Origin of the sequence: Pseudomonas sp. JZ114 (assembly GCF_051027705.1) — a bacterium.
In the GTDB taxonomy this organism is placed as follows: Bacteria; Pseudomonadota; Gammaproteobacteria; order Pseudomonadales; family Pseudomonadaceae; genus Chryseomonas; species Chryseomonas luteola.
Window position 1 is genome coordinate 2,954,090 of sequence record NZ_CP069256.1, and the last position, 22,797, is coordinate 2,976,886.

Consider the following 22,797-nt stretch of genomic DNA (forward strand, 5'->3'; position numbering starts at 1 on the left):
TAGCCTGATGGCCGTTCAGTAATCTTTTCAACTTGGCCATCGACTCGTGCGGTCAGTAGCAATACACGCTCGCCCTGAGCGTGTATCAACCGCCTTGACTACAACAAATAGTGAAGATTTAAATAAAGTGACGAAAGAAGAACTTCGCGCCGAACTGGAACGCCAGGCCCAGCGCTTTCAAAACATCTATGGTGGTGAAATCACCACATACGCGGCTCAATCGACTCCTGACCGTAAACCCTGGCGGAAACGTCCCAGCGTCATGGACAAGGTCTACGAAGCGGAAGTGCAGAAGATCGCTGAACAAAAAGCTCATTCCGAGCAGGACGTTCATGAACAGGAAGCCTGACCGGCACCTGTTGTCTACCAAGACTACGAAGGCGCTCGCCGTCAGGTGATCACCTCACTTAATGATAAAAGAGGCATTGTCATGCCTCTTTTATCATTGCCTTCACACTAATCCTTTTGCCGACATACCACTTGAGCTGACGGCTACTCGACCTATTTCTATTTCCTTTAACCCGCCTGAATTCCCTGTCAGGGCTATCCAGGCAGACTCGAAGGAAAAGAATCAGTGCTGATGATGATGCTCATGGGCGTCAGGCGCGTCATCCTGAACAGCCACTTGTACTTCAATATTGCCTGCCTTCTCGAAATGCAGCGTCAGCGGAAAACGCTGCCCTGCAACCAGAGGCTGCTTGAGCCCGACCAACATCAGGTGATTACCCTGAGGCTCCAGGCGCAACTCGGCACCGGACACGATCTCGGCCCCCTGCTCCATATGGCGCATACCCATCATCCCATCCTTGTTGATAGTGGTGTGCAGTTCAGCACTAGCCGCGACAGGCGAATCAGCGCTTAACAGCCGATCCGCCTGCTTACCATGATTGTGCACGACAAAGTAAACCGCTCCGGTGGGCACCCCGGGAGGCGTAGCGCGTGACCAAGGATGATCAATATGCAGCTGACCCATTTCATACTCATGTGCCATGGCATAGGGCGTGAGAAGCAGTGCAGCAACAAGACTCAACAAAATACGCATAAAAATACCTTACAGGCGTCAGACGCCAGCGTGAACAAACAGAATTACCGTGCCGTCGAGGCACCTAAAATATCGAGTTGCTCAAACACCTGCAGGCGGCGCCCGGGTCATGGCCCCTATAAAAACGGGCAGCCGCGCAAAGCCCCGTGCAGCCAGGCCCAGGTACACCGGGCTGTCATACAGTGTGCGTGGCGGACGCATGACGAATTCAGATGAAAGCGGCGGATTATTGAACAGCAGATCGCAATAGCCGCATTTCTCCCAGACATACACCCAGTGTGGTGTCTGTGTAATCTGCAAGGTATTCGATACAGACGGCTGCTTGTCCAGAGAATGGGTCATGCCATCGTGATGATGCTCATGTCTGTGGACGTGATGGGCTGCCAGAGCCTGGGACACCACCGGTGCGACAAAGGCCATGGCCATGGCAAACAAGCCAAGCCAGGCAAAACGTCGCGGGCGCCTCTGCGGTATCACGTATCAGCTTCCAGTCTCAGTGAGTCCTTATGGTCGCATGTTTGATATTCCCAAGCGACCAGACATCCGAACCATCGCTCGGACACCCTTTACGCGCATCAAAAAATAATCCAACAAACCTCTATTTTTTAAATTTTTATTGCTTTAAAAAGCGTCTGACGATGATTTATACCAATTTTTTAAACATGCTTGCCATTCAAGGCATTCCTCACTAGTGTTGAGGGTATGACTACTTCACATACCCTCATCCTGCTACGGCAACACGCCTGCCTGCGTCTGGTCAGTCCGCGACTGCGACCCTGAACTCGACACACATCGAATTCACTTGCCGCAGTGCTTTCTAGCGCCATGACCGGCAATTCAACTATGGCGCCGCTCTTACGGTCGCGGAAAGAAACAAGAACTAAAGGATTATTCTCATGGCCATGCTCAAAGATCCGTCCAAGAAATACCGTGCATTTCCCACTATCGACCTGCCCAACCGCACCTGGCCGTCCAAGACCATTACCGAAGCGCCCATCTGGCTAAGTTCGGACCTGCGTGATGGAAACCAGTCTCTGATCGAGCCAATGGACAGCGAGAAGAAAATGCGTTTCTTCAAGACGCTGGTGCAGGTAGGCGTAAAGGAAATCGAGGTAGGCTTCCCATCAGCCTCGCAGACCGATTTTGATTTTGTCCGTGAGCTGATCGAAAACGGCCACATTCCGGATGACGTTACCATTCAGGTATTGACCCAGGCGCGGGAGGACTTGATCGAGCGCACCTTCGAGTCGTTGAAAGGTGCCAAGCAGGCAATCGTGCACTACTACAATGCCTGCGCGCCCAGCTTCCGTCGCATCGTCTTCAACCAGGACAAGGAAGGCGTCAAGGCGATTGCCGTCAATGCTGGTCGTGTCATCAAGCGCCTAGCTGATGCCAATCCGCAGACGCAATGGCGTTTCGAGTACTCACCTGAGGTATTCAGCTCCACGGAAACGGATTTTGCCGTCGAAGTATGCAATGCCGTGATCGACGTTTTCCAGCCGACCCCACAGAACCGCCTGATCCTCAACCTGCCCGCCACCATCGAGGCGGCCACGCCAAATGTCTATGCGGATCAGATCGAGTGGTTCTGCCGTCATGTCAATCGTCGCGACAGCGTGCTTGTCAGCCTCCATACTCATAACGACCGCGGTACTGGCGTTGCAGCCAGCGAGCTGGGCCTGATGGCAGGCGCTGATCGTGTCGAGGGCTGCCTGTTCGGCAATGGCGAGCGCACCGGCAACGTGGACCTTGTGACACTGGCTTTGAATCTTTATACCCAGGGAGTCGATCCCAAACTGGATTTCTCCGACATCGATGCCGTACGCAAGGTGGTCGAGGAATGCAATCAGTTGCCGGTTCATCCCCGCCATCCCTACGTGGGTGATCTGGTGCACACCGCGTTTTCGGGCTCACACCAGGATGCCATCCGCAAAGGTTTCGTCCAGCAGAAGCCGGACACCCTATGGGAAGTGCCCTACCTGCCGATCGACCCCGCCGACATTGGTCGCAGCTACGAGGCGGTCATCCGGGTTAACAGCCAGTCCGGCAAGGGTGGTATCACCTATCTGCTTGAGCAGGAATATGGCATTACCTTGCCGCGTCGGATGCAGATCGAATTCAGCCAGGTCGTTCAGAAGGAAACCGATCGCCTGGGGCTGGAAATGACGGCACAGCAGATTTACGACTTGCTTGATAACGAGTATCTGAAGGCCGTTTCGCCTTACCAGCTCAAGCGTCACCGTTTGCAGGAAGAGAACGGTATCAGCGCGGTCAACGTTGAAGTCATGGCCAAGGGTGAAACCCAGCATTGGCAAGGCACCGGCAATGGCTCACTGGAGGCGCTGGTGTCAGCTCTACCGGTCCAGATCGAAGTCATGGATTATCATGAGCACGCTATTGGTGCAGGCGCCAATGCCAAGGCGGCGGCTTATATCGAGGTTCGCCTGGACGGTGGCCGCCCGTTGCATGGCATCGGCATCGACGAAAACCTGACAACCGCCAGCTTCCGCGCACTTTTTAGTGCCCTGAACCGCGCCGTTTCCCAGACACAGTAACGCCTTTGGCCCCGGTCAATGACCGGGGCCCCACCCTTTCGCTCCTCCTTCCTTACGCCCGCGTCCAGAACGATCCCTGCTCACTCTAGTCACACCTCCTTTGAGGTCTGTTCGCCGCTTGGCAGCGGACGGTCCTATCGTCGTTAAAAGGAGAACACCATGAGCACACGTCAACTCGGTCAATCCGGCCTGCACGTTTCTCCACTTGCCTTGGGTGGGAACGTATTCGGCTGGACGCTTGATGAAGCCAAGTCGTTCACTCTACTTGATGGGCTGGTCGACCACGGGCTCAACTTCATCGATACGGCTGACGTCTACGAGCGCTGGGTACCCGGCAATCAGGGCGGTGAGTCGGAAACCATCATTGGCAACTGGTTGAAGAAGAGCGGTAAACGCGACCAGATCGTTCTGGCTACCAAGGTCGGTATGGATATGGGGAACGGTAAGAAAGGTTTACGCGCCGACTATATTCAGCGGGCCGTAGAGGACTCCCTCAAGCGCCTGCAAACCGATCATATCGACCTGTATCAGGCCCATATCGACGATTCTGATACGCCTCTGGAAGAAACCCTGCAGGCCTTGGCCAAACTGGTCGAGCAAGGCAAGGTCCGCGCTATCGGCGCATCCAACTACAGTGCCGAACGCCTACGCGAAGCGCATCAGATCGCCCAGCGTCTTGGGATTCCGGGCTATATCAGTCTTCAGCCGCACTACAACCTCTACGATCGCGAGGACTATGAAAAGAATCTTGAGCCTGTGGTACAGGAATTGGGGCTGGGTGTGATCAGCTACTACTCATTGGCCAGCGGCTTTCTGACCGGTAAGTACCGCACCAAGGATGATATCAAGGGTGCCCGCAGCGATTCCGTGAAGAAATACATGACCGAGCGAGGCGTTACGATTCTGTCAGCTCTGGACGAAGTGGCCGAGGAGTATGACGCGACCCCAGCTCGTGTGGCCCTTGCCTGGCTCATGGCACGTCCCAGCGTCACGGCCCCCATTGCCAGCGCCACCTCGCTTGACCAGCTCAAGGAGTTGGCAGAGGCCACCCGCCTTCAGTTGAGTGCCGAAGATATCAGCACGCTGGATCACGCCAGCGCGTACTGATATTTGGCGCTTCGAAAGACGTCGCGTTCTATTTCCTGGCTCAGGTCTCCCTGCGGTAGCGCCGCAGGGAGACCCTGTCGTGTCTGTTCTTTAGCTAACGAAGCGAAAGCTTTCGCTCTAGAACAAGGTCTTAGCGAACGTCTTTTTACTGTAATGGTCCATTCATGGGCACAGGGAGAGAACATCTGAACGCATGAGCCTGCATTATCCTTTTTACCCACAATGCTCATGTCGGTGGTTTCAGACGGTTCTTATAAGAAGCCGAACGGAGGAAGCTCCATCGTGCATATTGCTGATATGACCATGTTTTATGCACCTGCCAGCGGCGGTGTGCGCACCTATATTGATGCCAAACACCGCCGTCTACGTCGTTATCCTGGGGTTCAGCACAGTGTGCTTGTTCCAGGAGAAAGCTATCGACAAAACGGCGGAATCTACGAGATTCCATCGCCCCCCCTACCCTTTGGAAAGGGCTACCGCTTTCCAGTCCGACGCGGCCCGTGGCGCAACGTACTGCACGAGCTGCAACCTGATCTGATTGAAGTGGGCGACCCCTATATGACAGCCTGGGCAGCACTGGACGCAGGTCGCCGGCTGGACGTGCCCGTTATCGGTTTCTATCACTCCGACCTTCCGCTTCTGGCCAGTAACCGGCTCGGCACCTGGTTCGGCAGCAACATGAGCACCTACATCGCGCGCCTGTACCGCAGCTTTGATCGTGTCCTGGCACCCAGCAAGGTCATGGTCGAAAAGCTTGAGCGCATGGGCGTGAGCAATGTATATGTGCAGCCGTTAGGGGTGGATCTTGAAACGTTCCATCCATCCTTGCGAGACCCACATCTCAAGCGCGAGCTCGGATTGGATGAGTCTACTCGTCTGATGGTGTTTGCCGGTCGCGGTTCACGGGAAAAGAATCTGCCCATCCTGCTGGAAACTGCTCGTCAGTTGGGCAAGCCCTATCACCTGCTGTTAGTGGGCTCGAATATGCCCAGCCATGTACCGGACAACGTTACGGTCATGAATGGCTTTCGCCCGGCATCCGAAGTTGCACGCCTGGTCGCCAGTTGCGACGTGCTGCTGCACGCAGGGCATCAGGAGACTTTTGGCCTGGTGGCGCTCGAGGCCATGGCCTGTGGTATTCCGGTTGTTGCCGTCAAGGCAGGTGCCCTGGCAGAAATCGTTCCCTTCAATACCGGACGCCTTTGCCAACCCCATGATCCAGCTTCCATGGCGGCCACCGTACGCGAGCTCTTCGAGGACGACGCTCGTCTCGTGGGCCGTCAGGCCCGCCAACATGTAGAGGCCCATCATGCCTGGGATACAGTAGTCGCGGGTCTGCTCTCTCACTATCATGCCGTGCTGGGTACGTCTGAAATGCCGGTAGCTGCACATGGTTGAACGCAATGTCATGCTGGTGCTACATGATGTGGCACCAGAAACCTGGAAAGATTATCAGCCCTTTGTGGAGGCGGTAGACGCACTGGGCAATGTGCCCATGACGCTGTTGGTCGTTCCCGATTTCCATCATCGTAACCCGATCGATCAGCATCCAGCCTTCATCAAAGTCATGGATCAGCGTCTGGCTCGCGGCGATGAACTGGCACTTCATGGCCACTTCCACTGTGATGATGCCCCAGCGCCCACGAATCCGCGTGACTGGTTCATGCGCAGGGTTTACACCTACGAGGGTGAGTTCTACACCCTCGATGAAGCACAGGCCCGTGAGCGTCTTGAGAAAGGCATTGCGCTGTTTGAGCGCTTTGGCTGGTCTCTGCATGGGTTTGTGGCGCCAGCCTGGTTGATGAGCGAAGGAACACGTCGTGCCCTGAGCCAGACCGACTTACGGTATACCAGCGATCCTCAGCATTTTTATCTGCTGCCTGACCATCGCCAGGTAGAAGCGCCTGGGTTGGTATGGAGTGCCAGAAGCCCATGGCGAAGAGGCATGTCCTGGCTTATGAGCGAGCAAGCCGCTCGCCGTCATCGATCAGCGCCCCTGCTTCGCCTGGGGCTACACCCTGTCGATATGCGACATGAATTTTCCAGAGCCTATTGGCTGGGGCTACTTAAACGCCTGATGGCAGAAGGACGCACCCCCATCAATAAAATCGATTGGCTCAACCGGCATTATTTCAACGAGCGTCTCGCGGCATGAGCCGTGGTGTATGGCTGCTGCTCAGTGCATTGCTGGCAGCAGCACTCATTCCCCTTCTATTAGGCGGCACCGGGCTACTAGGCAAGCTACGGGACTTTCCACTTGATCTGCTGCTGCTCATGCTGGGCATGATAGTGCTGTGCTGGAACGTCAATGCGGTTCGCCTGCGCCTGCTACTCAGACGCCTGCATCGCACTACTCACCTTCGCTCCCTGGGCATTGTGATGGCAACCGAATTTGCCATTTGCGCCACGCCTGGCGGTGCAGGCGGTCCGTTTACCATGATGGCGCTTCTTGCACGCCGCGGCGTACGACCGGCACAAGCCACCGCAGTCTTTGCAGTGGACCATATCAGCGATCTACTGTTTTTCGTCTGTGCGCTGATCGGCATCCTGATTTATGCCCTCTTCCATGCGCTGAATCCCCACGTAGGTTTGCTGCTGGGAGGCACGGCTGCCCTGATGACAGGAATTATCGTCCTGCTGTTCGGATTGGCACGCTTTCATCGCGCCGTTTTGCGCAGCAATGGACGAATCATGAAGCGCCTGGGCGTAAAACAGTCACGACGCCTGCGCTGGGGACGCAAGGTACTGCGCTTTCGCAATGCCTTGAAGGAAAGCTTGCGGATGCCTCACTCCACTCTGGCGGCGGTGTTTGGCCTGACAGCCCTGCATTGGTTGCTACGTAACAGCATCTTGTATATCACGCTGGTCGGTCTGGGAGCCGTCATTCCTTGGGCGTGGACCTTTCTGATACAGATGCTGGCCCTGACCGCTGGACAGGCAAGCCTGCTGCCCGGCGGCGCTGGAGGTGCGGAGTTGGCATCAGGTGCGCTGCTTACACCCATGGTGGGCAAGTCGACAGCAGCGGCAGCTATTCTGATCTGGCGAGCCGTGACGTACTACTTCTATCTCATAGCAGGCGCCCCGGTGTTCATTCACCTGGCGGGACGTCCCTTGCTTAATCGCCTGATTCGCTTTCGCCAGACGTAGAGCCAGCCAAGAGATTCTGCCAGAGCTCAGCGGCACCCGGAAAATCGGTGCCGCTGTCTTCATTGAGCGCATCCGGGTCGTAGCGCTGCGTACATCCCTCCCCCAGGACGGGAGGAGGAAAAGCCACTGCACGCTCGAAAGGATCGCTCATAAGACCTCAGGACCTATCAGTTGAAGACGACCGTCTTGTTGCCATGTACCAGCACACGGTCTTCCAGGTGATAGCGCAGACCACGCGACAGCACCATCTTTTCAACATCCTTGCCCAGACGCACCATGTCCTCGACATTGTCACGATGGGTGATACGCACCACATCTTGCTCGATGATCGGACCAGCATCCAGCTCCTCAGTCACGAAGTGACAGGTTGCCCCGATCAGTTTTACGCCCCGCTTGGCGGCCTGGTGGTAAGGCTTGGCCCCCACGAAGGACGGCAGAAAGCTGTGATGGATATTGATGACCTGATGCGCATAGCGCTGGCACAGATCCGGCGGCAGGATCTGCATGTAACGCGCCAGCACCACAGTATCGGCCTGATGCTCATCGATCAGCCGGGAGACCTCGGCAAAGGCGGGCTGCTTGTCAGTCGGGTCGACCGGCACATGGAAATAAGGAATACCATGCCATTCGACCATGCTGCGCAATGCATCATGATTGGAAATAACACAGGGAATTTCACAATCCAGTTCGCCACTGTGCCAGCGATGAAGCAAGTCTGCCAAACAATGGGATTCGCGGCTGGCCATAAGTACCACACGCTTTTTAACCGCAGAGTCGGTAATGCGCCACTGCATGGAGAACTCTTTGGCTATTGGCGCAAACGCCTGATAAAAACCCTTTAAATCGAAGGGTAAAGAATCGGCGCGTATTTCGTGACGCATAAAGAACCAGCCACTCTCGGTATCAGAGTGGTGGCTGGCTTCACTAATCCAACCATTGTAAGTCGCCAGGAAGTTACTTACCTTGGCCACTATACCTACGCCGTCCGGGCAGGCAATCACCAGACGAAAAGTGCGCATAGAACAACCTCGAAAAAACGGAGGCCGCCATTCTAGCCTTGCGCACGGAAAACTTCAGCTTCCATCGACTTGCGGCGACGAATATCGCGCCTGAGTTTTAATGTTAGTTGAACATTATCAACCTTATTAACTTGTTTTATGCTTGCAAAAAGTTAATAGTAGGTTTACTTGTTGTTACGCCAACACTATCATTAAAAAAGACCAGCCCTTGCATTGCAGGTAAATGTATGTCCCTTATCAATGAATACCGTGCCACTGAAGAAGCTATTAAAGAGCTGCAGGAGCGCCTGCGTAATCTTTCCCAAGACGATAAACTGAAAAAAGAACTGGAATTCGAAGAAAAGCTGCGCGCATTGATGGGCGAATACTCCAAGTCCCTGCGTGACATCATCGCTATTCTTGACACTGATGCCAAAAACACTCGTGGCACTCGCGGTAATGCCAAGAGCACTCAAGGCAGCGGCACCAAGCGTGCACGTAAAGTAAAGCAATACAAGAACCCGCATACAGGGGAAGTTATCGAAACCAAAGGCGGCAACCACAAAACTCTGAAAGAGTGGAAAGCCAAGTGGGGCGCCGATGATGTCGAGAGCTGGGCCACCCTGCTCGACTGATATCCGTCAGTTAGATAAAAACGCCAGCATTGCTGGCGTTTTTTATGGGTAGTTAAAAGGTTTTAAACTCCGAACCGAGTTCTCAACTGCTGCGCATGTACTCGCCATGTATTGAGCAGGGCTTGCTGTGATTCGCTGGCAGTCTGCACCAGTGCATGCAAGGCTTCCTCAAAAGAGGACAGTGTATTGGGTGCGCCCAATTCACTATTGATCAAACGATCACGGCAGAATGAATGCCAACGCCCTTGCTCCTCAGCCGTCAAAGTATGGGAAAAGTTACGAGCCCGATAACGGAAGTAAAGTTCAGGCAAACGTTCGTCTGTGAATAACCACCTTTTATCTACCAACTTAATAGGGTCACAGCTTCGAATCTCATCACATAAGCGTCTATCGCTCTCACATATAAAGCCATTGTACAGCTGCTGTTCAGGATCAAAGACTGCATTCTCAGCCTTTATTTGATAAAGCTGCGACAATTTGTCTCGCCATATTTTTGCCTTACTTTGTAAAAGAGCCGCACGTTGCTTGTACATCTGCATATTTATTTGCAGTCTTTCCTGATCCTGCTCTCTTAGAACAGCCAAAGGTGCCAACACCGGGCATCGGTTTATCTGGATAAGTTTAAGCGGTACTGGCAGTTCGTCATTGGCTAACAAGTCCTCACGCCGGGTATAGAGTTTTTGATGTAGCGTTTGAACGTCCAGCTCTAATATAGGGCTTGGGTCAAGATGAAGATCACAGACAACTAAGGCATTACGGTTATGAGGATGCCAGCAAAGCGGCAATACAATGGAAAGAAAATTACGCTCGGCTGAAAACCGTCCCGAAACATGGACTAGCGGTTTAAGTAACGTAATGTGCTCCAACACTGAACGTTTGTGTCTGAGCTGATACAAGAAATGATACAGCCGTGGCTGCCGGTCACGTACCAGCCGAGCGAGCTGTATCGTAGCGTGCACATCCGACAGAGCATCATGTGCCTGACCATGCTCCAAGTCGTTGGCCTGGGAAAGACGCTCAAGCTTCAAGGTCACCCGCCCCTCATCCTGAGGCCACTCGATGCCCTCCGGCCGCAAGGCATAAGCCGCACGTAGCAAATCGATCAGATCCCAGCGGGTATTCCCGCCCTGCCATTCCCGCGCATACGGATCGTAGAAATTTCGATACAGGCTATGCCGTGTCACTTCATCATCAAAGCGCAGCGTGTTGTAACCAGCCGTACATGTACCCGGCTGGCTTATATGAGCATGCAGGTGGGCCATGAAGGTGGCCTCGGGAAGCCCCTCGCGTTCGAGGCGCTCAGGCGTAATGCCGGTAATCAGGCAGGCAGCCGGATGCGGCAGGATATCGTCGCCCAAGCGGCAATACAGGTTGAGCGGCTCGCCAACAATGTTAAGGTCCTCATCCGTTCGCAAGCCGGCCACCTGTAGTGGGCGATCGCAGCGTGGATTGGTTCCTGTGGTTTCGAAGTCATACCAGAATATGGTGCGGCTCACGACAAAGCTCTCCTAGCTATCAGCGCCTCGAGTCGAGCACTCTGGATTTTTCAGTTGCCTATACGCCTGATGGGTCGCTAGGCTTATCATGTCGCAGGCTGCGACCGTATGTATGTCATTGAATTCATGATACCCATGGATTCCAAGCCGTGCGTCAGGATAGCCAAGCTGCGTTAACGTGCACAGACGCACCAGGCGTGGGTGATGACCTTATCAAAGGAGTGATAATGTGCTGAAGCGCTTGCCTGCCGACTGGTTATTTTTGTCGTTCCAGTCTGCGTAGGGGTTCTCATCCAATGACACCGTGTGAACACCGAGCAACCTCTTGTGCCGACCCACACTAGAGAAGGCTCACCTGTACCCATGCCACTTCCACTCGATACGTTGTTACGCGTCGAAACCCCGGAAGCCATCGACCTGATGTTGCGTCCTGCCAGCGTCATACCTCGCGCCCTGGCGTATGCCATCGACCTGGCTATTCGAGGCGCTATCATGGCGCTTGCCTACCTTGTGCTCGGCTTTCTGGGCCATGTCGGGGTTGGCTTGATCGCGCTGCTGACTTTTCTGATCAGCTGGTGGTACATGGTGCTGTTTGAAGTGCTCAACCAGGGCCGCTCACCAGGCAAGCAGCTCATGAAACTGCGCGTTTTGAATGATGATGGCACCCCGGTGGGCTGGTCCGGCTCGCTGCTACGCAATCTGTTGCGCGTCGTGGATCTTCTCCCCTTCGGCTATGCCATGGGTATCCTGAGCAGCCTGTTACATCCCAGCTTCAAACGCTTGGGAGATCTAGTGGCAGGCACCCTGGTCGTTCACCAAGAGCAACCACACGAGCGCTTTACCTTACAGGACGTCATTCCATTGTCCCCCCCGTTTGCGCTGGGGTTAATAGAGCAGCAGGCCATTCTCTCGTTTGCCGAGCGTCAGAACGGGTTGTCTCTATCCCGTCGGGACGAGCTGGCCGCACTACTGGCAGAGCCTCTGGGGGTAGACCGCAGCGAAGCCACTGAGCGCCTGAACCGAATTGCACAAGCCCTGCTAGGGGCTCACGTATGAGGCAGGCGCCTTTCGAACAGCGCTACCAGGCTGAGTGGGCTCGCTTCAGTGAGCAGTTGTCTGCGCTGGAAAAACGCACCCCGACTTCAACGCTCGAACACAGCAAGGCATTTGTTGCTAGCTACCGTCGTCTGTGCCAGCACTTGGCACTTGCTCAGGCACGTGGCTACAGCCCCCAGCTGATTGAGCACCTGCATCAACTGACGCTGCGTGGCCACCAGCTCATCTATCGCCATCCGGGCAATATTCGGCAGCGATTGCTCGGCTTCCTGCTGGCAGACTTTCCTCAACTGGTCCGGGCAGAATGGCGCCTGGTCGCTGTAGCAAGCGCCCTCTTCTATGGCAGCCTTCTCATAATGGGTTTACTGGTCTATTACATACCTGATCTGGTCTACAGCCTCCTGGACCCCGCCCAGGTTGCCAACATGGAAAGTATGTACAGGCCGGATGCCGAGCGCATAGGAGCCTTGCCCGAGCGGGCCAGCAGTCAGGACTGGCAAATGTTCGGCTATTACATTCGCAACAATATAGGAATCGCCTTTCAGACATTTGCAGGCGGGTTGCTGTATGGCCTGGGGACACTGTTCTTTCTGCTGTTCAATGGGCTTAACATCGGTGCGGTGGCAGGTTACCTGACGCAACTGGGCTCAGGCTCTACCTTCTGGCCCTTCGTGGTAGGGCACGGCGCATTTGAGCTGACAGCGATTACGCTGGCCGGCTCGGCAGGCCTGAAGCTGGGCTGGGCGCTGGTGGCGCCGGGCCGGCTGCGCCGCAGCGATGCCCTGCGACATGCTGCCAAACCCTGTGTTGGCATGATTGCCGGTGTCTTTGTACTGTTAACGTTGGCCGCCTTTGTCGAGGCCTATTGGTCCTCAAGCGCTGCACTCAGCCCTACCCTCAAGTACAGCGCAGGTGCGCTGTTGTGGCTGGCCGTTGGAGGTTATTTCGGGCTGGCAGGAAGAAATCGACATGCGCCTGAGTGAAAGCCAGGCGGTTATCCGCCCCCGTAGCCCTTGGGAAGCTCTGGATCTTGGCGTGAGACTCGCCCGTGAACACCTGCATATCTTGATGACCAGCTGGGCACTGCTCACCCTTCCTGTTCTGGCCCTGTTGAGCGCCGCCCTCTGGAATTATCCTTCCATCGTCATGCTGGTTTTCTGGTGGTTGAAGCCACTGTTCGAGCGGCTACCCCTGCATATTTTGTCCCGTGCGCTCTTTGGCGAAACGATTACGGCCAGACAAGCGCTGATGGCTTATCCACGGTTGCTGAGCGTACAGCTGCTGCCCAGCCTTCTATGGAGACGTTTTACGCCCAAGCGCAGCTTTCTATTACCCGTACAGCAGCTTGAAGGCCTGTCCGGCGCATCACGTCAGGCTCGTGTTCGGGTCCTGACGCAACAAGATACACAGGCCGCCTTCTGGTTGACCCTTACCGGTGCGCACATTGAAATGGCCCTTTATCTCGGTCTTCTGGGCCTGATTTATCTCTTCATTCCCTCGCAGATCGTCGAGCAACTCGATTGGCTCAAACTGATCGATGTTGAGGCTCATGGCCTGCTCTGGGTGGAGCACCTTACAAATTTGCTATATGCACTGGTTCTGCTTGTATGGGAGCCCGTGTATGTGGCGTGCGGCTTCAGTCTTTATCTGAACCGGCGTACAGCGCTGGAAGCTTGGGACATTGAGCTGGCCTTTCGACGCCTGCGCCAGCGTCTGACAGGTGCGATACCCATGCTGCTTGTGATCGGAGCCATGAGCGTTTTGCTCTCACCACCGCCCGTCCTGGCAGATGAGCCGTCAGCTGCGGCGATCTGCCCACTGCCACCTCAGGAAGCAGCCGGCCCGGATGCGCCTCGCCTGCTGAACCAGCCCCTGAACAGTCAGGTTGCCCGGCAGCACATCGGCGTCATACTGGCGAGCCCGCCCTTCAGGAATGAGCGCACCCAACTGGAATGGCACGTCGGCCAGCAAGACAAGAACAAGGCCTCGGTGACGTCATCCAATGGCCTGCACTGGCAGGACCTCGAAACACTTATTGCTCATGCGGCCCGCTTCATTGAGATCCTGTTATGGACGTTACTGATTGCAGGCCTTAGCGTGCTGCTCTGGCGTTACCGCGTCTGGCTAACCCTCTTTACCCGGCGAATCGCCACCAAACCTGCCAGACCTGTCGACACGCCTCGTCAGCTGTTTGGTCTGGAAGTCGCCCCGACCAGTTTACCTTCCGATATCCCTGGCGAAGCCGAGCGCCTTTGGCAACACGACCCTCGCAGCGCACTGGGGTTGCTTTATCGAGGCCTGCTGAGCCGTCTTTTGCATGACTTTCATCTGCCCTTGAAGGAGGCGCATACCGAAGGCGAAATCCTTGAGCTTGGCAGATCAATACCCAACGCCGATGTGGTCGGTTATCTGCACGGTGTGACGACCCAATGGCAGGCGCTTGCCTATGGCCATCGCATGCCTTCCCAGGAAACGCTTCAGGCGCTCTGTCACCAATGGCGTCATCTGTTTGGTCCGCAGGTGTCTGCATGACGCGTCGGCATTCGCTGTGGATTATTCTGATGGTGGCCGTCCTGCTGCTGACCGGGTTGTGGGCCTGGAAGTACATCACCCTGACAGAGACCCTGAAAGATGCAGGGCCCAGTCCAGAAGCCCGGAACAACCCCTATCTGGCTGCCGAGCGCTTTCTGAAGGAGCGGTCCATTACCATTCAACACAGTGACTCTTTTACGGTGCTGAATGGGCTGCCTTCGATAGGCCATACGTTGCTGCTGCTTGCAGAACGAGACCGTATGTCACCCGCCCAGAGTCAGCAGGTCCTGGACTGGGCCAGCCGAGGTGGACATGTCGTTTTCGTAGCCGAGCAGCTGTGGGATGAGCAGAGCAAAAAAAGCGGCGACTTCCTGCTTGACGCCATCGGTGTGCAGCAGTTGCTGACGCGCGACCTGGAGAATGAGGAGACGGATCAGCAGGACGCTGAACCCGCTCCTGCCGAAAAATGGGCTCCGTTGACCAAGCTTTACCTGGAAAACGAACAGGAGCCAGCCTATATCGGTTTCGACGACGAGTTTCATCTGTACGACTCCAGGAATCTAGCCCAGTCCTGGGCCAACAGCGAAGCCGCTACGCACATGATGCAGCTGCCATGGGGCAACGGTTTGATTACCGTCATGACGGACCCCTGGATCTGGCAAAACGCCCATATAGGCGAATATGACAATGCCTGGCTGCTCTGGTATATCACCCAGGACAGTGACGTCACGCTGCTATACCGCGCCGACAAGGAAAGCCTTGTTACGCTCATGGCACGCTACTTTCCTGAAACGCTGGCCGCCGCAGCCCTGCTTCTAGCGCTCTGGCTTTGGCAGTCAGCGCAGCGCCTGGGACCCCTGCTACCAAGTCCCGCCACCGGGCGCCGTCAGCTGAGTGAGCACCTGCGAGCCAGCGCCGAATTCATTCGCCGACATGCTGGGCTGGCCAGCCTGATCACGTTGCTGCAGAAAGATATTCAGCAGCACGCCCGACGCCGTCATCCCGGCTTCGAACGCCTCCCTGTTGCCGAGCAATGGCAGCTTCTAGGCCGCCTGGCTCGTTTGTCTGCGCATGAGATCAGCCAGAGCATGCGTCCGCTGACATCAGAGAAACTGTCTCCAATCGACTTCACGCGCCGCGTTGCACATTTGCAACGCATTAGGAAGGCACTATGACTCGCAGTGCACTCCCCTCGCGGCCTACTCAAGGAAATACGCCATGACCGAGCCTACTGCGACTCCCACGCCCCCTGATCATACGGCACAGCGTCAACGCGCCAGCAGCCTCGCTCAATCGCTGCGGCAAGCCCTCAACAAAGCATTGATAGGCCAGAGCACAGTAATTGATGATGTCCTGACCGCCCTGCTGGCTGGGGGGCATGTCTTGATCGAAGGTGCACCCGGACTGGGCAAAACCCTGCTGGTTCGCGCGCTGGCTCGCTGTTTCGAAGGCAGTTTTGCACGTATTCAGTTCACGCCGGACCTCATGCCCAGCGACATCACAGGTCATGCCATCTATGACCTGGCGACGGAGCAGTTCAAGCTGCGCAAGGGACCTGCCTTTACCAACCTTTTGCTGGCCGACGAGATCAACCGTGCGCCAGCAAAAACCCAGGCGGCATTGCTTGAAGTCATGCAGGAGCGGCAAATTACATTGGAAGGCCGAGCGCTGCCAGTTCCTCAACCCTTCATGGTATTAGCCACTCAAAACCCGATAGAGCAGGAAGGCACTTATCCGCTGCCAGAGGCGGAACTGGACCGTTTCATGTTCAAGCTCTATATCGACTATCCCGGCGAAGAAGACGAACGTGCCCTGGTCAGACAGGTCACTCGCTCCACACGCAGCGACATGTTGGATGTCACGCCTCTGCGCCCAATACTGCAAGCCAAGGAAATCATGGCCATGCAAAAGATTGCAGCGGACCTGCCGGTGGACGACCAAGTGCTGGATTATGCCGTGCGGCTGGCGCGCTCAACCCGTAACTGGCCCGGCATCATGCTGGGCGCCGGGCCACGTGCCTCTATCGCCCTGCTCCGCGGCGCGCGTGCGCGAGCCCTGCTGCGGGGTGGCGAGTTCGTTCTGCCCGATGACGTGAAGCAGTGTGCCCTGCCCGTTTTGCGCCACCGGATTAGACTGTCGGCAGAACTTGAAATCGACGGCATTACGGTTGATCAGGTGCTGCGGCAGATCATTGATCAATCCCCAGCCCCTCGCCTCTGATTCGCGCCTTTATGAAGCCCTCCAGACGTTTTCTGCTGATCCTGACCGGACTGCTTGGGACAGCACTGATCCTCGGTACGCTCGAGGCGCTGGGCCTCTCCGTGGCTGACACGCTACATACCGTCTGGTGGGGCGCTTTGCTGGCGCTTTTGCTGATGGCCGGAGGCGATGCTGTCAGTACCTATCGACGCGCCCCTCCCATCCTGAAGCGTACGCTGCCCGGGCAGTTATCATTGGGACGCTGGAGCGACGTTCAGCTTACGCTGTATCATTCCTATCCCCGCGAATGCTCCGTCACGCTGTTCGACCATATTCCCGCCTCCGTGGCCCACGAGCATCTACCGCTGGAGATGACTCTAAAGCCCGGCCAGCAGACCGAGGCGCACTACCGAATCAGGCCTCTGGAGCGAGGGCATATCCGCTTTCCGGCCTGTGATTGTATCCTGCCCAGCCCACTGGGATTCTGGCAGCGCCGTTACCGGCTGGAGCACCCTGGAGACGCACGGGTCTACCCGGACTTTGCCCGTCTTTATAGCTCATCGCCTCTGGCGGGCGAGCAATGGCTAGGTCAACTGGGTGTCAGGCAGAAACCTCGACGAGGCCTGGGGCTCGAGTTTCATCAGCTGCGAGAGTTTCGCCAGGGCGATACGTTGCGGCAGATGGACTGGAAAGCCACGGCACGCAAGAAAATGCCCATCGCCCGCGAATATCAGGAAGAACGGGACCAGCAGATCCTGCTGCTCCTGGACTGCGGCAGGCGTATGCGTAGCCAGGACGGTGAGCTGTCGCATTTCGACCAAGCTCTGGATGCGTGCCTGCTTCTGGCCCACGTTGCCCTTCGCCAGGGCGATGCCGTAGGTATCAGCACCTTTGCTCATGAGCAACCACGGCACGTGGCGCCTGCCAAAGGCCATGGGCAGCTGGGCCGACTGCTCAATGCCGTCTATGACATCAAGCCTACACTGACCCCTGCCGATTACAGTTCAGCCGCCCAGCAGCTTCTCAGCCGCCAGCGTCGCCGTGCACTGATCGTTCTGGTCACCAACCTGCGTGATGAAGACGACGATGATCTAAGGCTTGCCCTTGGCCATCTCGGTCGCCAGCACCGCATGCTGATTGCCAGCCTGCGTGAAGATATCCTGGATACGAAGATGCAGCAGGCGATAGAAACCTACGAGGATGCGCTGGAATATTGTGGGGCCATGGATTACCGCCAGGCCAGGGAGTCGCTGCACGAGCGCCTGTCGGCCCAAGGTGTTGCGCTCATCGATACACGTCCGGCCGCCCTAGGCCCTGAACTGGTCAATCAGTATCTCACCTGGAAACGCGCCGGAACCCTCTGACTAAGCCTTGCAGCGTTCGTCTGCCTAAACGGACTGCTGCATGGGGTGAAAGCTGAAATAGTTACGCAGCGATTCCACCAGCTCGGTGAACTCATGCGGTGGCGCCGAGATCGAGAAGCCTGAATCGTAATACCCTGGCGTTACGTCTTCCCGACTCCACTGACAGTTGGCATCGAAGTCAATGAAGTGCAACTGCCCATCCTGACCCGGCACCTTCAAACGCAATTCGAATCTGGCCCCAACCAGCAGCGGTAGCTGGCTAATGAGCAACATCCCGTCCAGGGAAATATTACCCAGATAGCCCATGGGCCTGTCAGTGAAACGATTGAACACCTTCAGAAAGTACGGTAACTGATGGCGCTCGATATGACGATTCTGTTTCATGGACCCATCCCGGAAGTCACTGCAGTCTGATGCCGCTCCAGTCGGCACCCATCAGACCACAAGCATAACCAGAAGCATGCGAAAGGGCATCTTTACTTGGCCAGCACCGGCTTGAGCGGCTGTGGCTGAACGATTACCGGTCTGGAACCATCGAGCCCCAGTTGGGTGAGCGTATCGATTCTGGCCCGGGCCCGGTACGCATACTCGCTGCTGGGGTAACGCCTCTCGATGAAGCGATAGGTTTCCACCGCATCGACATACAAACGCTGCCGCTCAAGGCATTGACCACGCAGCATGGAAATCTCCGGCTGAACCCACGGGCGAGCCCGGCTCTTGCGTTCGGCCTGGGACAGCTCCAGCATGACCTGATCGCAGTCACCTTCAGTATAGGCATCGTAAGCCTTGTCCATATGACGATTCATGGACGCACCCGTACAGCCGGCCAGCGACACGACGACGAGCGAAAATAAGATATGACGCATGATTGATCCTCCGTTGCCGGGTTATCGGCAGGCTCGTCCAGGCCTGAAGCGCAGCTCACCGGTTAATTCAAGCATTACTTTTTCAGGATTGCCGCACGGAGATGAAACCTTTCATGTGCCTGGACGCTCAGCAAGGCTACAATGCACAGTAGCCTTTGAAGCCAAACGTCAGATTCGGCCCATTTCATTGCCGATCACGGTTGAAACCATCTGAAAGGAAAACCTGAATGATTTATCGCCGTACCAAAATCGTTGCCACCCTTGGCCCAGCCAGCAATTCGCCTGAGGTGCTCGAGCAGCTCATCATTGCCGGTATCGATGTGGCCCGCCTGAACTTTTCTCACGGAACCCCGGATGAACACCGTGCACGGGGTCAGCTGGTACGCGAACTGGCTGCCAAGCATGGCCGCCATGTGGCCTTGCTGGGCGATCTTCAGGGGCCCAAGATCCGTATCGCCAAATTCACTGACAAGCGCATTCAGCTCAAGGAAGGCGACACCTTCCGTCTGTCCACGGCCCATCCACGTGATGCCGGTACCCAGGAGGTCGTTGGTATCGACTATCCGGGCCTCGTGACCGATTGCCATGTCGGCGATGAGCTGCTGCTCGATGACGGCCGCGTGGTACTACGCGTCGAAGGCGTAACGGCCAATGAACTGCATACCGTCGTTTTGATCGGCGGCCCGCTGTCGGACCACAAGGGCATCAACCGTCGCGGCGGCGGTCTGACCGCACCGGCCCTGACCGACAAGGATCGCGAAGACATCAAGCTTGCCAGCTCCATGGAAGTGGACTATCTGGCGGTGTCCTTCCCACGTGATGCGGCAGATATGCATGAAGCCCGTCGCCTGCTGGAAGAAGCCGGTGGCAAGGCCTGGCTGGTGGCCAAGATCGAGCGCGCCGAAGCTGTAGCCAATGACGAAGCACTGGACGGTCTGATTCAGGCCAGTGACGCAGTCATGGTGGCCCGTGGTGACCTGGGCGTCGAGATCGGCGATGCCGAACTCGTAGGCATCCAGAAACGCATCATTTCCCATGCGCGCCGCTTCAACAAAGCGGTTATCACGGCTACGCAAATGATGGAGTCGATGATTACCAACCCGATGCCGACACGCGCAGAAGTGTCTGACGTTGCCAACGCCGTACTCGACAACACCGACGCCGTGATGCTGTCCGCCGAGACGGCTGCCGGTGCGTACCCGGTTGAGGCCGTCAAGGCGATGGCCCGCATCTGTATCGGTGCAGAAAAGCAGCCTACCAGCAAGCTGTCCAGCCATCGCCTGGGGCAAACCTTTACCCGTTGGGACGAAAGTATCGCGCTGGCGTCCATCTATGTGGCTAACCACTTCCCGGGCGTGAAGGCCATCATCAGCCTGACCGACAGTGGTTATACCCCGTTGATCATGTCTCGCCTACGATCCTCCGTTCCGATTTTCTCGTTTGCTTCATCCCGCATAACACAGGCGCGCACTGTACTATTCCGCAACGTCTACACCATTCCGTTCGATCCCAAGTCAATGCCGGCCGACAAAGTCAGCCAGAATGCCGTAGACGAACTGCTCAAGCGCGGCATCGTGGAGCGTGGCGACTGGGTCATTCTGACCAAGGGCGACAGCTACACCAAGCGTGACGGCACCAACACCATGAAGATGTACCGTGTCGGTGATCTGCTCGTCTGATTATTGCTTACAAAAAAGCCGCCTTCGGGCGGCTTTTTTAATGCTAGAGAGCCTTGGACACAAAGGTCTCTGTCAGCAGTTGTCCCCGCGGAAGCCCTGCCATGAATAATCGACGGGACACAACCTCAACAAATGCGGGACTGCCACAAGCCAACGCGACCGTACGCCGACTGGATAGCCGCAAAGTCTTGAGCCACGGCTCCCACCCCTTTTCATCCAAGTACTCGACATTCAGCGCGGACTGCTCGGCGGCCAACCTATCCAATGCTGGCCTCAAGTAATGCCCAGACGCCTCACGCGCCCGGTGTACTACCGTGATCGGCCCAGCGTGCTCCTGATCCAGCGCTTCACGAAGAATGCCCCAAAGCGGCGCCAATCCTGAGCCGGAGCCCAGCAGCAGCAACGGAGAATCGGGTTGTTCTGCCGGATAGTGCAGCGCACTGGGATTCAATGCCCCCAGGCACAATCGATCACCTGGCTTTATTACGCGTGCGGCAGTGCTGAACTGGCCCGGACGGCTGCAATCGATGTGAAACTCAAGCCAAGGTACCTCGCCAGGCAAACTGGCTATGGAATAGGAGCGAGCAATACCGTTGAGCCAGAGCACTACGGACTGCCCCGGTCGATAACGTACGGACCGCTCCGGCTGCATACGTAAGCGAACCACATCTGCACCTAGCCAATCGACAGCCGTCAGCGTCGCAGGAATCCCATCTTCCTCAGGATTGAAGATCGACACCCGAACATCACCTACAATGCGGCACTGGCAGGCCAGCCGCCATCCTTCGGCCCGCTTTTCAGCAGGCAATGCTTCCGGCTGCGCGTCTGCAACATGCCCCTCAAGGCATCTAATCAGACACGCATGGCAACTGCCCGCCCGACAGCTGAAAGGCACTGCCAGGCCTACGTCGAGCAGGCTGTCGAGCAGGTTGCGATCCGACTCGACTGTCCAGGCCGATGCTCCTACCTCAAGCTTAGGCACGTCAGCTCTCCCATGAAACCTCACAGCGATTACGCCCATTACGCTTGGCACGATACAACGCCTGATCAGCCAGCAGTAACGACTCTTCAAGGGTACGTCCGGTCATGATGAGGCTCATGCCGATCGAAACGGTCAGGGTGCCCAGATCAGCGTGCTCGAAAACCGTCCTTGAAAAGGCTTCACGTAAACGCTCACAGCAGACTACCAGCTGCTGCGGATCGCTAAAGGGCAGCAGGAGGACGAACTCTTCTCCGCCATAACGCGCCAGGACGTCCTGCTCTCGCAAGCAGGCCTCGCCTACCTCGGCAAACGTTTTAAGCACCAGATCACCTATTCCGTGCCCAAACTGATCATTGATCTGCTTGAAAAAATCCATGTCGATCAATGCCAGCCCGTGCATTCGGCCATGCCCCAACCGATGAAGCGCCTCACTGGCTATTTGCAGAAAATAACGGCGATTACGCAGCCCCGTCAGCTCGTCCGTAATCACCTGAGCTTCCAACTGACGCATCACATGGCGCAGGTTGTCCTGATGCCGCTCCAGATCGTCCCGCCGAGCGTTGAGCTGGTAGCGGATACGGTGGTGGTAGCGAGCAAACAGCACCATGGAAACCAGAACAATGGCTAATATGATGCTCTGGACAATCATCATTCTGACGGTCCGGCTGTCTTGTGGCTCAAGGTTTATCCATAGGCACAGCCCTACATAGGCACCGTAGGCCAGCAGCGCACAGCGTACGAACGCCCCCAGTCGTATCTGAAAAATACCCAGCATCAATACAAGCACATAGGACACCAGAAAGGTGCCACGCAAATGCACGATATGAGTCAGAGAATACGTCAGAAACAGAATCGAGACGATGATATAGGGCTCGAGCGGCAAGGCCTTCAAATGCTTGCCTCCGCCCCAGACAATCACTCCCGTCATTACGGCGACTCCCACCAGAAAGCCTAGCGTGTCGGCAAAAAACGAGGCGATGGAAGATGAATAGAAGCCCACAGCCGTAGACAGCAGCAATGGGAGCAATGCCAGCACAACCACGGCTAGAGGCAATACCTGATGACCGATGGCAGACGCATTGATGCTGCGCGTGACAGTAAGATCCCGCATGGTGACGACACCTGATCCATGGCATAGC

At 56.3% G+C, this 22,797-nt stretch carries 23 protein-coding genes; 14 read left to right on the top strand and 9 right to left on the bottom strand.

The genetic code is table 11. The features are described 5' to 3' along the window. Positions 1-127 precede the first annotated feature (127 nt). Positions 128-349: a hypothetical protein gene (locus tag JQR90_RS13935; RefSeq protein WP_037029664.1), complete on the top strand. Its 222-nt coding sequence runs from the start codon at positions 128-130 to the stop codon at positions 347-349. 222 nt (positions 350-571) lie between these two features. Here JQR90_RS13935 and JQR90_RS13940 read toward each other — a convergent pair whose 3' ends face one another. Together JQR90_RS13940 and JQR90_RS13945 are read right to left on the bottom strand one after the other, a co-directional pair. Next, positions 572-1,042, bottom strand: coding sequence for a copper chaperone PCu(A)C (locus JQR90_RS13940; protein WP_010795242.1), 471 nt, complete (start codon positions 1,040-1,042; stop codon positions 572-574). Between the two features lie 81 nt (positions 1,043-1,123). Continuing rightward, a complete protein-coding gene (locus JQR90_RS13945; RefSeq protein ID WP_010795243.1) occupies positions 1,124-1,519 on the bottom strand; it encodes a DUF2946 domain-containing protein in 396 nt (131 codons plus the stop codon). Between the two features lie 419 nt (positions 1,520-1,938). Here JQR90_RS13945 and leuA point away from each other — a divergent pair, with 419 nt between their 5' ends. From leuA to JQR90_RS13970, 5 genes are all read left to right on the top strand, one after another. After that, a complete protein-coding gene (leuA, locus tag JQR90_RS13950; protein WP_010795244.1) occupies positions 1,939-3,597 on the top strand; it encodes a 2-isopropylmalate synthase in 1,659 nt (552 codons plus the stop codon). Between the two features lie 159 nt (positions 3,598-3,756). Beyond that, on the top strand, positions 3,757-4,704 hold the full coding sequence (locus JQR90_RS13955; RefSeq protein ID WP_010795245.1) for an aldo/keto reductase: 948 nt from the start codon (positions 3,757-3,759) through the stop codon (positions 4,702-4,704). A 282-nt stretch (positions 4,705-4,986) separates the two neighbouring features. Continuing rightward, entirely contained in the window at positions 4,987-6,102 is a 1,116-nt protein-coding gene (locus JQR90_RS13960; protein WP_010795246.1) for a glycosyltransferase family 4 protein, read from the top strand. Continuing rightward, complete coding sequence (locus JQR90_RS13965) at positions 6,095-6,859, top strand: DUF2334 domain-containing protein (RefSeq protein WP_010795247.1); 765 nt, start codon at positions 6,095-6,097, stop codon at positions 6,857-6,859. The genes JQR90_RS13960 and JQR90_RS13965 overlap by 8 nt, the downstream gene beginning before the upstream one ends. Then, positions 6,856-7,851: a lysylphosphatidylglycerol synthase transmembrane domain-containing protein gene (locus JQR90_RS13970; RefSeq protein ID WP_010795248.1), complete on the top strand. Its 996-nt coding sequence runs from the start codon at positions 6,856-6,858 to the stop codon at positions 7,849-7,851. The genes JQR90_RS13965 and JQR90_RS13970 overlap by 4 nt, the downstream gene beginning before the upstream one ends. On the opposite strand, the gene JQR90_RS13975 is transcribed toward JQR90_RS13970, so the two are convergent. Further along, positions 7,820-8,002, bottom strand: a complete 183-nt coding sequence (locus JQR90_RS13975) for a hypothetical protein (RefSeq protein ID WP_010795249.1) — start codon at positions 8,000-8,002, stop codon at positions 7,820-7,822. The two genes, JQR90_RS13970 and JQR90_RS13975, sit on opposite strands and share 32 nt — an antisense overlap. 16 nt (positions 8,003-8,018) lie before the next feature. Beyond that, entirely contained in the window at positions 8,019-8,870 is an 852-nt protein-coding gene (gene purU / locus JQR90_RS13980) for a formyltetrahydrofolate deformylase (RefSeq protein WP_010795250.1), read from the bottom strand. Positions 8,871-9,097: 227 nt separating this feature from the next. On the opposite strand from purU, the gene mvaT reads away from it, so the two are divergent. Continuing rightward, positions 9,098-9,484, top strand: a complete 387-nt coding sequence (gene mvaT, locus JQR90_RS13985) for a histone-like nucleoid-structuring protein MvaT (protein ID WP_010795251.1) — start codon at positions 9,098-9,100, stop codon at positions 9,482-9,484. A gap of 62 nt (positions 9,485-9,546) precedes the next feature. Here mvaT and sbcB read toward each other — a convergent pair whose 3' ends face one another. Beyond that, on the bottom strand, positions 9,547-10,980 hold the full coding sequence (gene sbcB / locus JQR90_RS13990; protein ID WP_416614095.1) for an exodeoxyribonuclease I: 1,434 nt from the start codon (positions 10,978-10,980) through the stop codon (positions 9,547-9,549). Positions 10,981-11,343: 363 nt separating this feature from the next. Here sbcB and JQR90_RS13995 point away from each other — a divergent pair, with 363 nt between their 5' ends. From JQR90_RS13995 to JQR90_RS14020, 6 genes are read left to right on the top strand one after another with little or no spacing between them, the layout of a single operon-like run. Continuing rightward, positions 11,344-12,036, top strand: a complete 693-nt coding sequence (locus tag JQR90_RS13995; RefSeq protein ID WP_125887685.1) for an RDD family protein — start codon at positions 11,344-11,346, stop codon at positions 12,034-12,036. Beyond that, the gene (locus tag JQR90_RS14000; protein WP_286790171.1) at positions 12,033-13,019 is read left to right on the top strand and encodes a stage II sporulation protein M; all 987 of its coding nucleotides are present in this window, start codon (positions 12,033-12,035) and stop codon (positions 13,017-13,019) included. Before JQR90_RS13995 ends, JQR90_RS14000 begins: the two co-directional genes overlap by 4 nt. Beyond that, the gene (locus JQR90_RS14005; protein WP_434140073.1) at positions 13,006-14,568 is read left to right on the top strand and encodes a DUF4129 domain-containing protein; all 1,563 of its coding nucleotides are present in this window, start codon (positions 13,006-13,008) and stop codon (positions 14,566-14,568) included. The genes JQR90_RS14000 and JQR90_RS14005 overlap by 14 nt, the downstream gene beginning before the upstream one ends. Continuing rightward, complete coding sequence (locus JQR90_RS14010) at positions 14,565-15,743, top strand: DUF4350 domain-containing protein (protein WP_286790169.1); 1,179 nt, start codon at positions 14,565-14,567, stop codon at positions 15,741-15,743. The genes JQR90_RS14005 and JQR90_RS14010 overlap by 4 nt, the downstream gene beginning before the upstream one ends. 43 nt (positions 15,744-15,786) lie before the next feature. Further along, positions 15,787-16,788, top strand: coding sequence for an AAA family ATPase (locus tag JQR90_RS14015; RefSeq protein WP_010795257.1), 1,002 nt, complete (start codon positions 15,787-15,789; stop codon positions 16,786-16,788). Positions 16,789-16,799: 11 nt separating this feature from the next. After that, positions 16,800-18,131 carry a DUF58 domain-containing protein gene (locus JQR90_RS14020; RefSeq protein ID WP_286790168.1) on the top strand — a complete coding sequence of 444 codons (1,332 nt, stop codon included), beginning with the start codon at positions 16,800-16,802 and terminating at the stop codon, positions 18,129-18,131. Positions 18,132-18,155: 24 nt separating this feature from the next. On the opposite strand, the gene JQR90_RS14025 is transcribed toward JQR90_RS14020, so the two are convergent. After that, complete coding sequence (locus tag JQR90_RS14025) at positions 18,156-18,515, bottom strand: PilZ domain-containing protein (RefSeq protein ID WP_010795259.1); 360 nt, start codon at positions 18,513-18,515, stop codon at positions 18,156-18,158. Positions 18,516-18,607: 92 nt separating this feature from the next. Continuing rightward, positions 18,608-18,997, bottom strand: coding sequence for a tetratricopeptide repeat protein (locus tag JQR90_RS14030; RefSeq protein ID WP_010795260.1), 390 nt, complete (start codon positions 18,995-18,997; stop codon positions 18,608-18,610). A 227-nt stretch (positions 18,998-19,224) separates the two neighbouring features. On the opposite strand from JQR90_RS14030, the gene pyk reads away from it, so the two are divergent. After that, positions 19,225-20,676, top strand: coding sequence for a pyruvate kinase (pyk, locus tag JQR90_RS14035; protein ID WP_010795261.1), 1,452 nt, complete (start codon positions 19,225-19,227; stop codon positions 20,674-20,676). 43 nt (positions 20,677-20,719) lie between these two features. On the opposite strand, the gene JQR90_RS14040 is transcribed toward pyk, so the two are convergent. Both JQR90_RS14040 and JQR90_RS14045 read right to left on the bottom strand, forming a co-directional pair. Continuing rightward, positions 20,720-21,658 carry an iron-sulfur-binding ferredoxin reductase gene (locus JQR90_RS14040; protein WP_286790167.1) on the bottom strand — a complete coding sequence of 313 codons (939 nt, stop codon included), beginning with the start codon at positions 21,656-21,658 and terminating at the stop codon, positions 20,720-20,722. A gap of 1 nt (position 21,659) precedes the next feature. Then, positions 21,660-22,769, bottom strand: coding sequence for a GGDEF domain-containing protein (locus JQR90_RS14045; RefSeq protein ID WP_286790166.1), 1,110 nt, complete (start codon positions 22,767-22,769; stop codon positions 21,660-21,662). Between the last annotated feature and the right edge of the window lie 28 nt (positions 22,770-22,797).

Bases quoted from the DNA above. Each gene is read 5' to 3' on its own strand.
- JQR90_RS13955 (WP_010795245.1), top strand. From the start codon at position 3,757: ATGAGCACACGTCAACTCGGTCAATCCGGCCTGCACGTTTCTCCACTT.
- JQR90_RS14015 (WP_010795257.1), top strand. From the start codon at position 15,787: ATGACCGAGCCTACTGCGACTCCCACGCCCCCTGATCATACGGCACAG.
- leuA (WP_010795244.1), top strand. From the start codon at position 1,939: ATGGCCATGCTCAAAGATCCGTCCAAGAAATACCGTGCATTTCCCACT.
- purU (WP_010795250.1), bottom strand. From the start codon at position 8,870: ATGCGCACTTTTCGTCTGGTGATTGCCTGCCCGGACGGCGTAGGTATA.
- JQR90_RS13970 (WP_010795248.1), top strand. From the start codon at position 6,856: ATGAGCCGTGGTGTATGGCTGCTGCTCAGTGCATTGCTGGCAGCAGCA.
- JQR90_RS13965 (WP_010795247.1), top strand. From the start codon at position 6,095: ATGGTTGAACGCAATGTCATGCTGGTGCTACATGATGTGGCACCAGAA.
- JQR90_RS14045 (WP_286790166.1), bottom strand. From the start codon at position 22,769: ATGCGGGATCTTACTGTCACGCGCAGCATCAATGCGTCTGCCATCGGT.
- JQR90_RS14030 (WP_010795260.1), bottom strand. From the start codon at position 18,997: ATGCGTCATATCTTATTTTCGCTCGTCGTCGTGTCGCTGGCCGGCTGT.
- JQR90_RS14000 (WP_286790171.1), top strand. From the start codon at position 12,033: ATGAGGCAGGCGCCTTTCGAACAGCGCTACCAGGCTGAGTGGGCTCGC.
- JQR90_RS14020 (WP_286790168.1), top strand. From the start codon at position 16,800: ATGAAGCCCTCCAGACGTTTTCTGCTGATCCTGACCGGACTGCTTGGG.
- JQR90_RS14025 (WP_010795259.1), bottom strand. From the start codon at position 18,515: ATGAAACAGAATCGTCATATCGAGCGCCATCAGTTACCGTACTTTCTG.
- JQR90_RS14005 (WP_434140073.1), top strand. From the start codon at position 13,006: ATGCGCCTGAGTGAAAGCCAGGCGGTTATCCGCCCCCGTAGCCCTTGG.
- JQR90_RS13940 (WP_010795242.1), bottom strand. From the start codon at position 1,042: ATGCGTATTTTGTTGAGTCTTGTTGCTGCACTGCTTCTCACGCCCTAT.
- mvaT (WP_010795251.1), top strand. From the start codon at position 9,098: ATGTCCCTTATCAATGAATACCGTGCCACTGAAGAAGCTATTAAAGAG.
- pyk (WP_010795261.1), top strand. From the start codon at position 19,225: ATGATTTATCGCCGTACCAAAATCGTTGCCACCCTTGGCCCAGCCAGC.
- JQR90_RS13975 (WP_010795249.1), bottom strand. From the start codon at position 8,002: ATGAGCGATCCTTTCGAGCGTGCAGTGGCTTTTCCTCCTCCCGTCCTG.
- JQR90_RS13995 (WP_125887685.1), top strand. From the start codon at position 11,344: ATGCCACTTCCACTCGATACGTTGTTACGCGTCGAAACCCCGGAAGCC.
- JQR90_RS14010 (WP_286790169.1), top strand. From the start codon at position 14,565: ATGACGCGTCGGCATTCGCTGTGGATTATTCTGATGGTGGCCGTCCTG.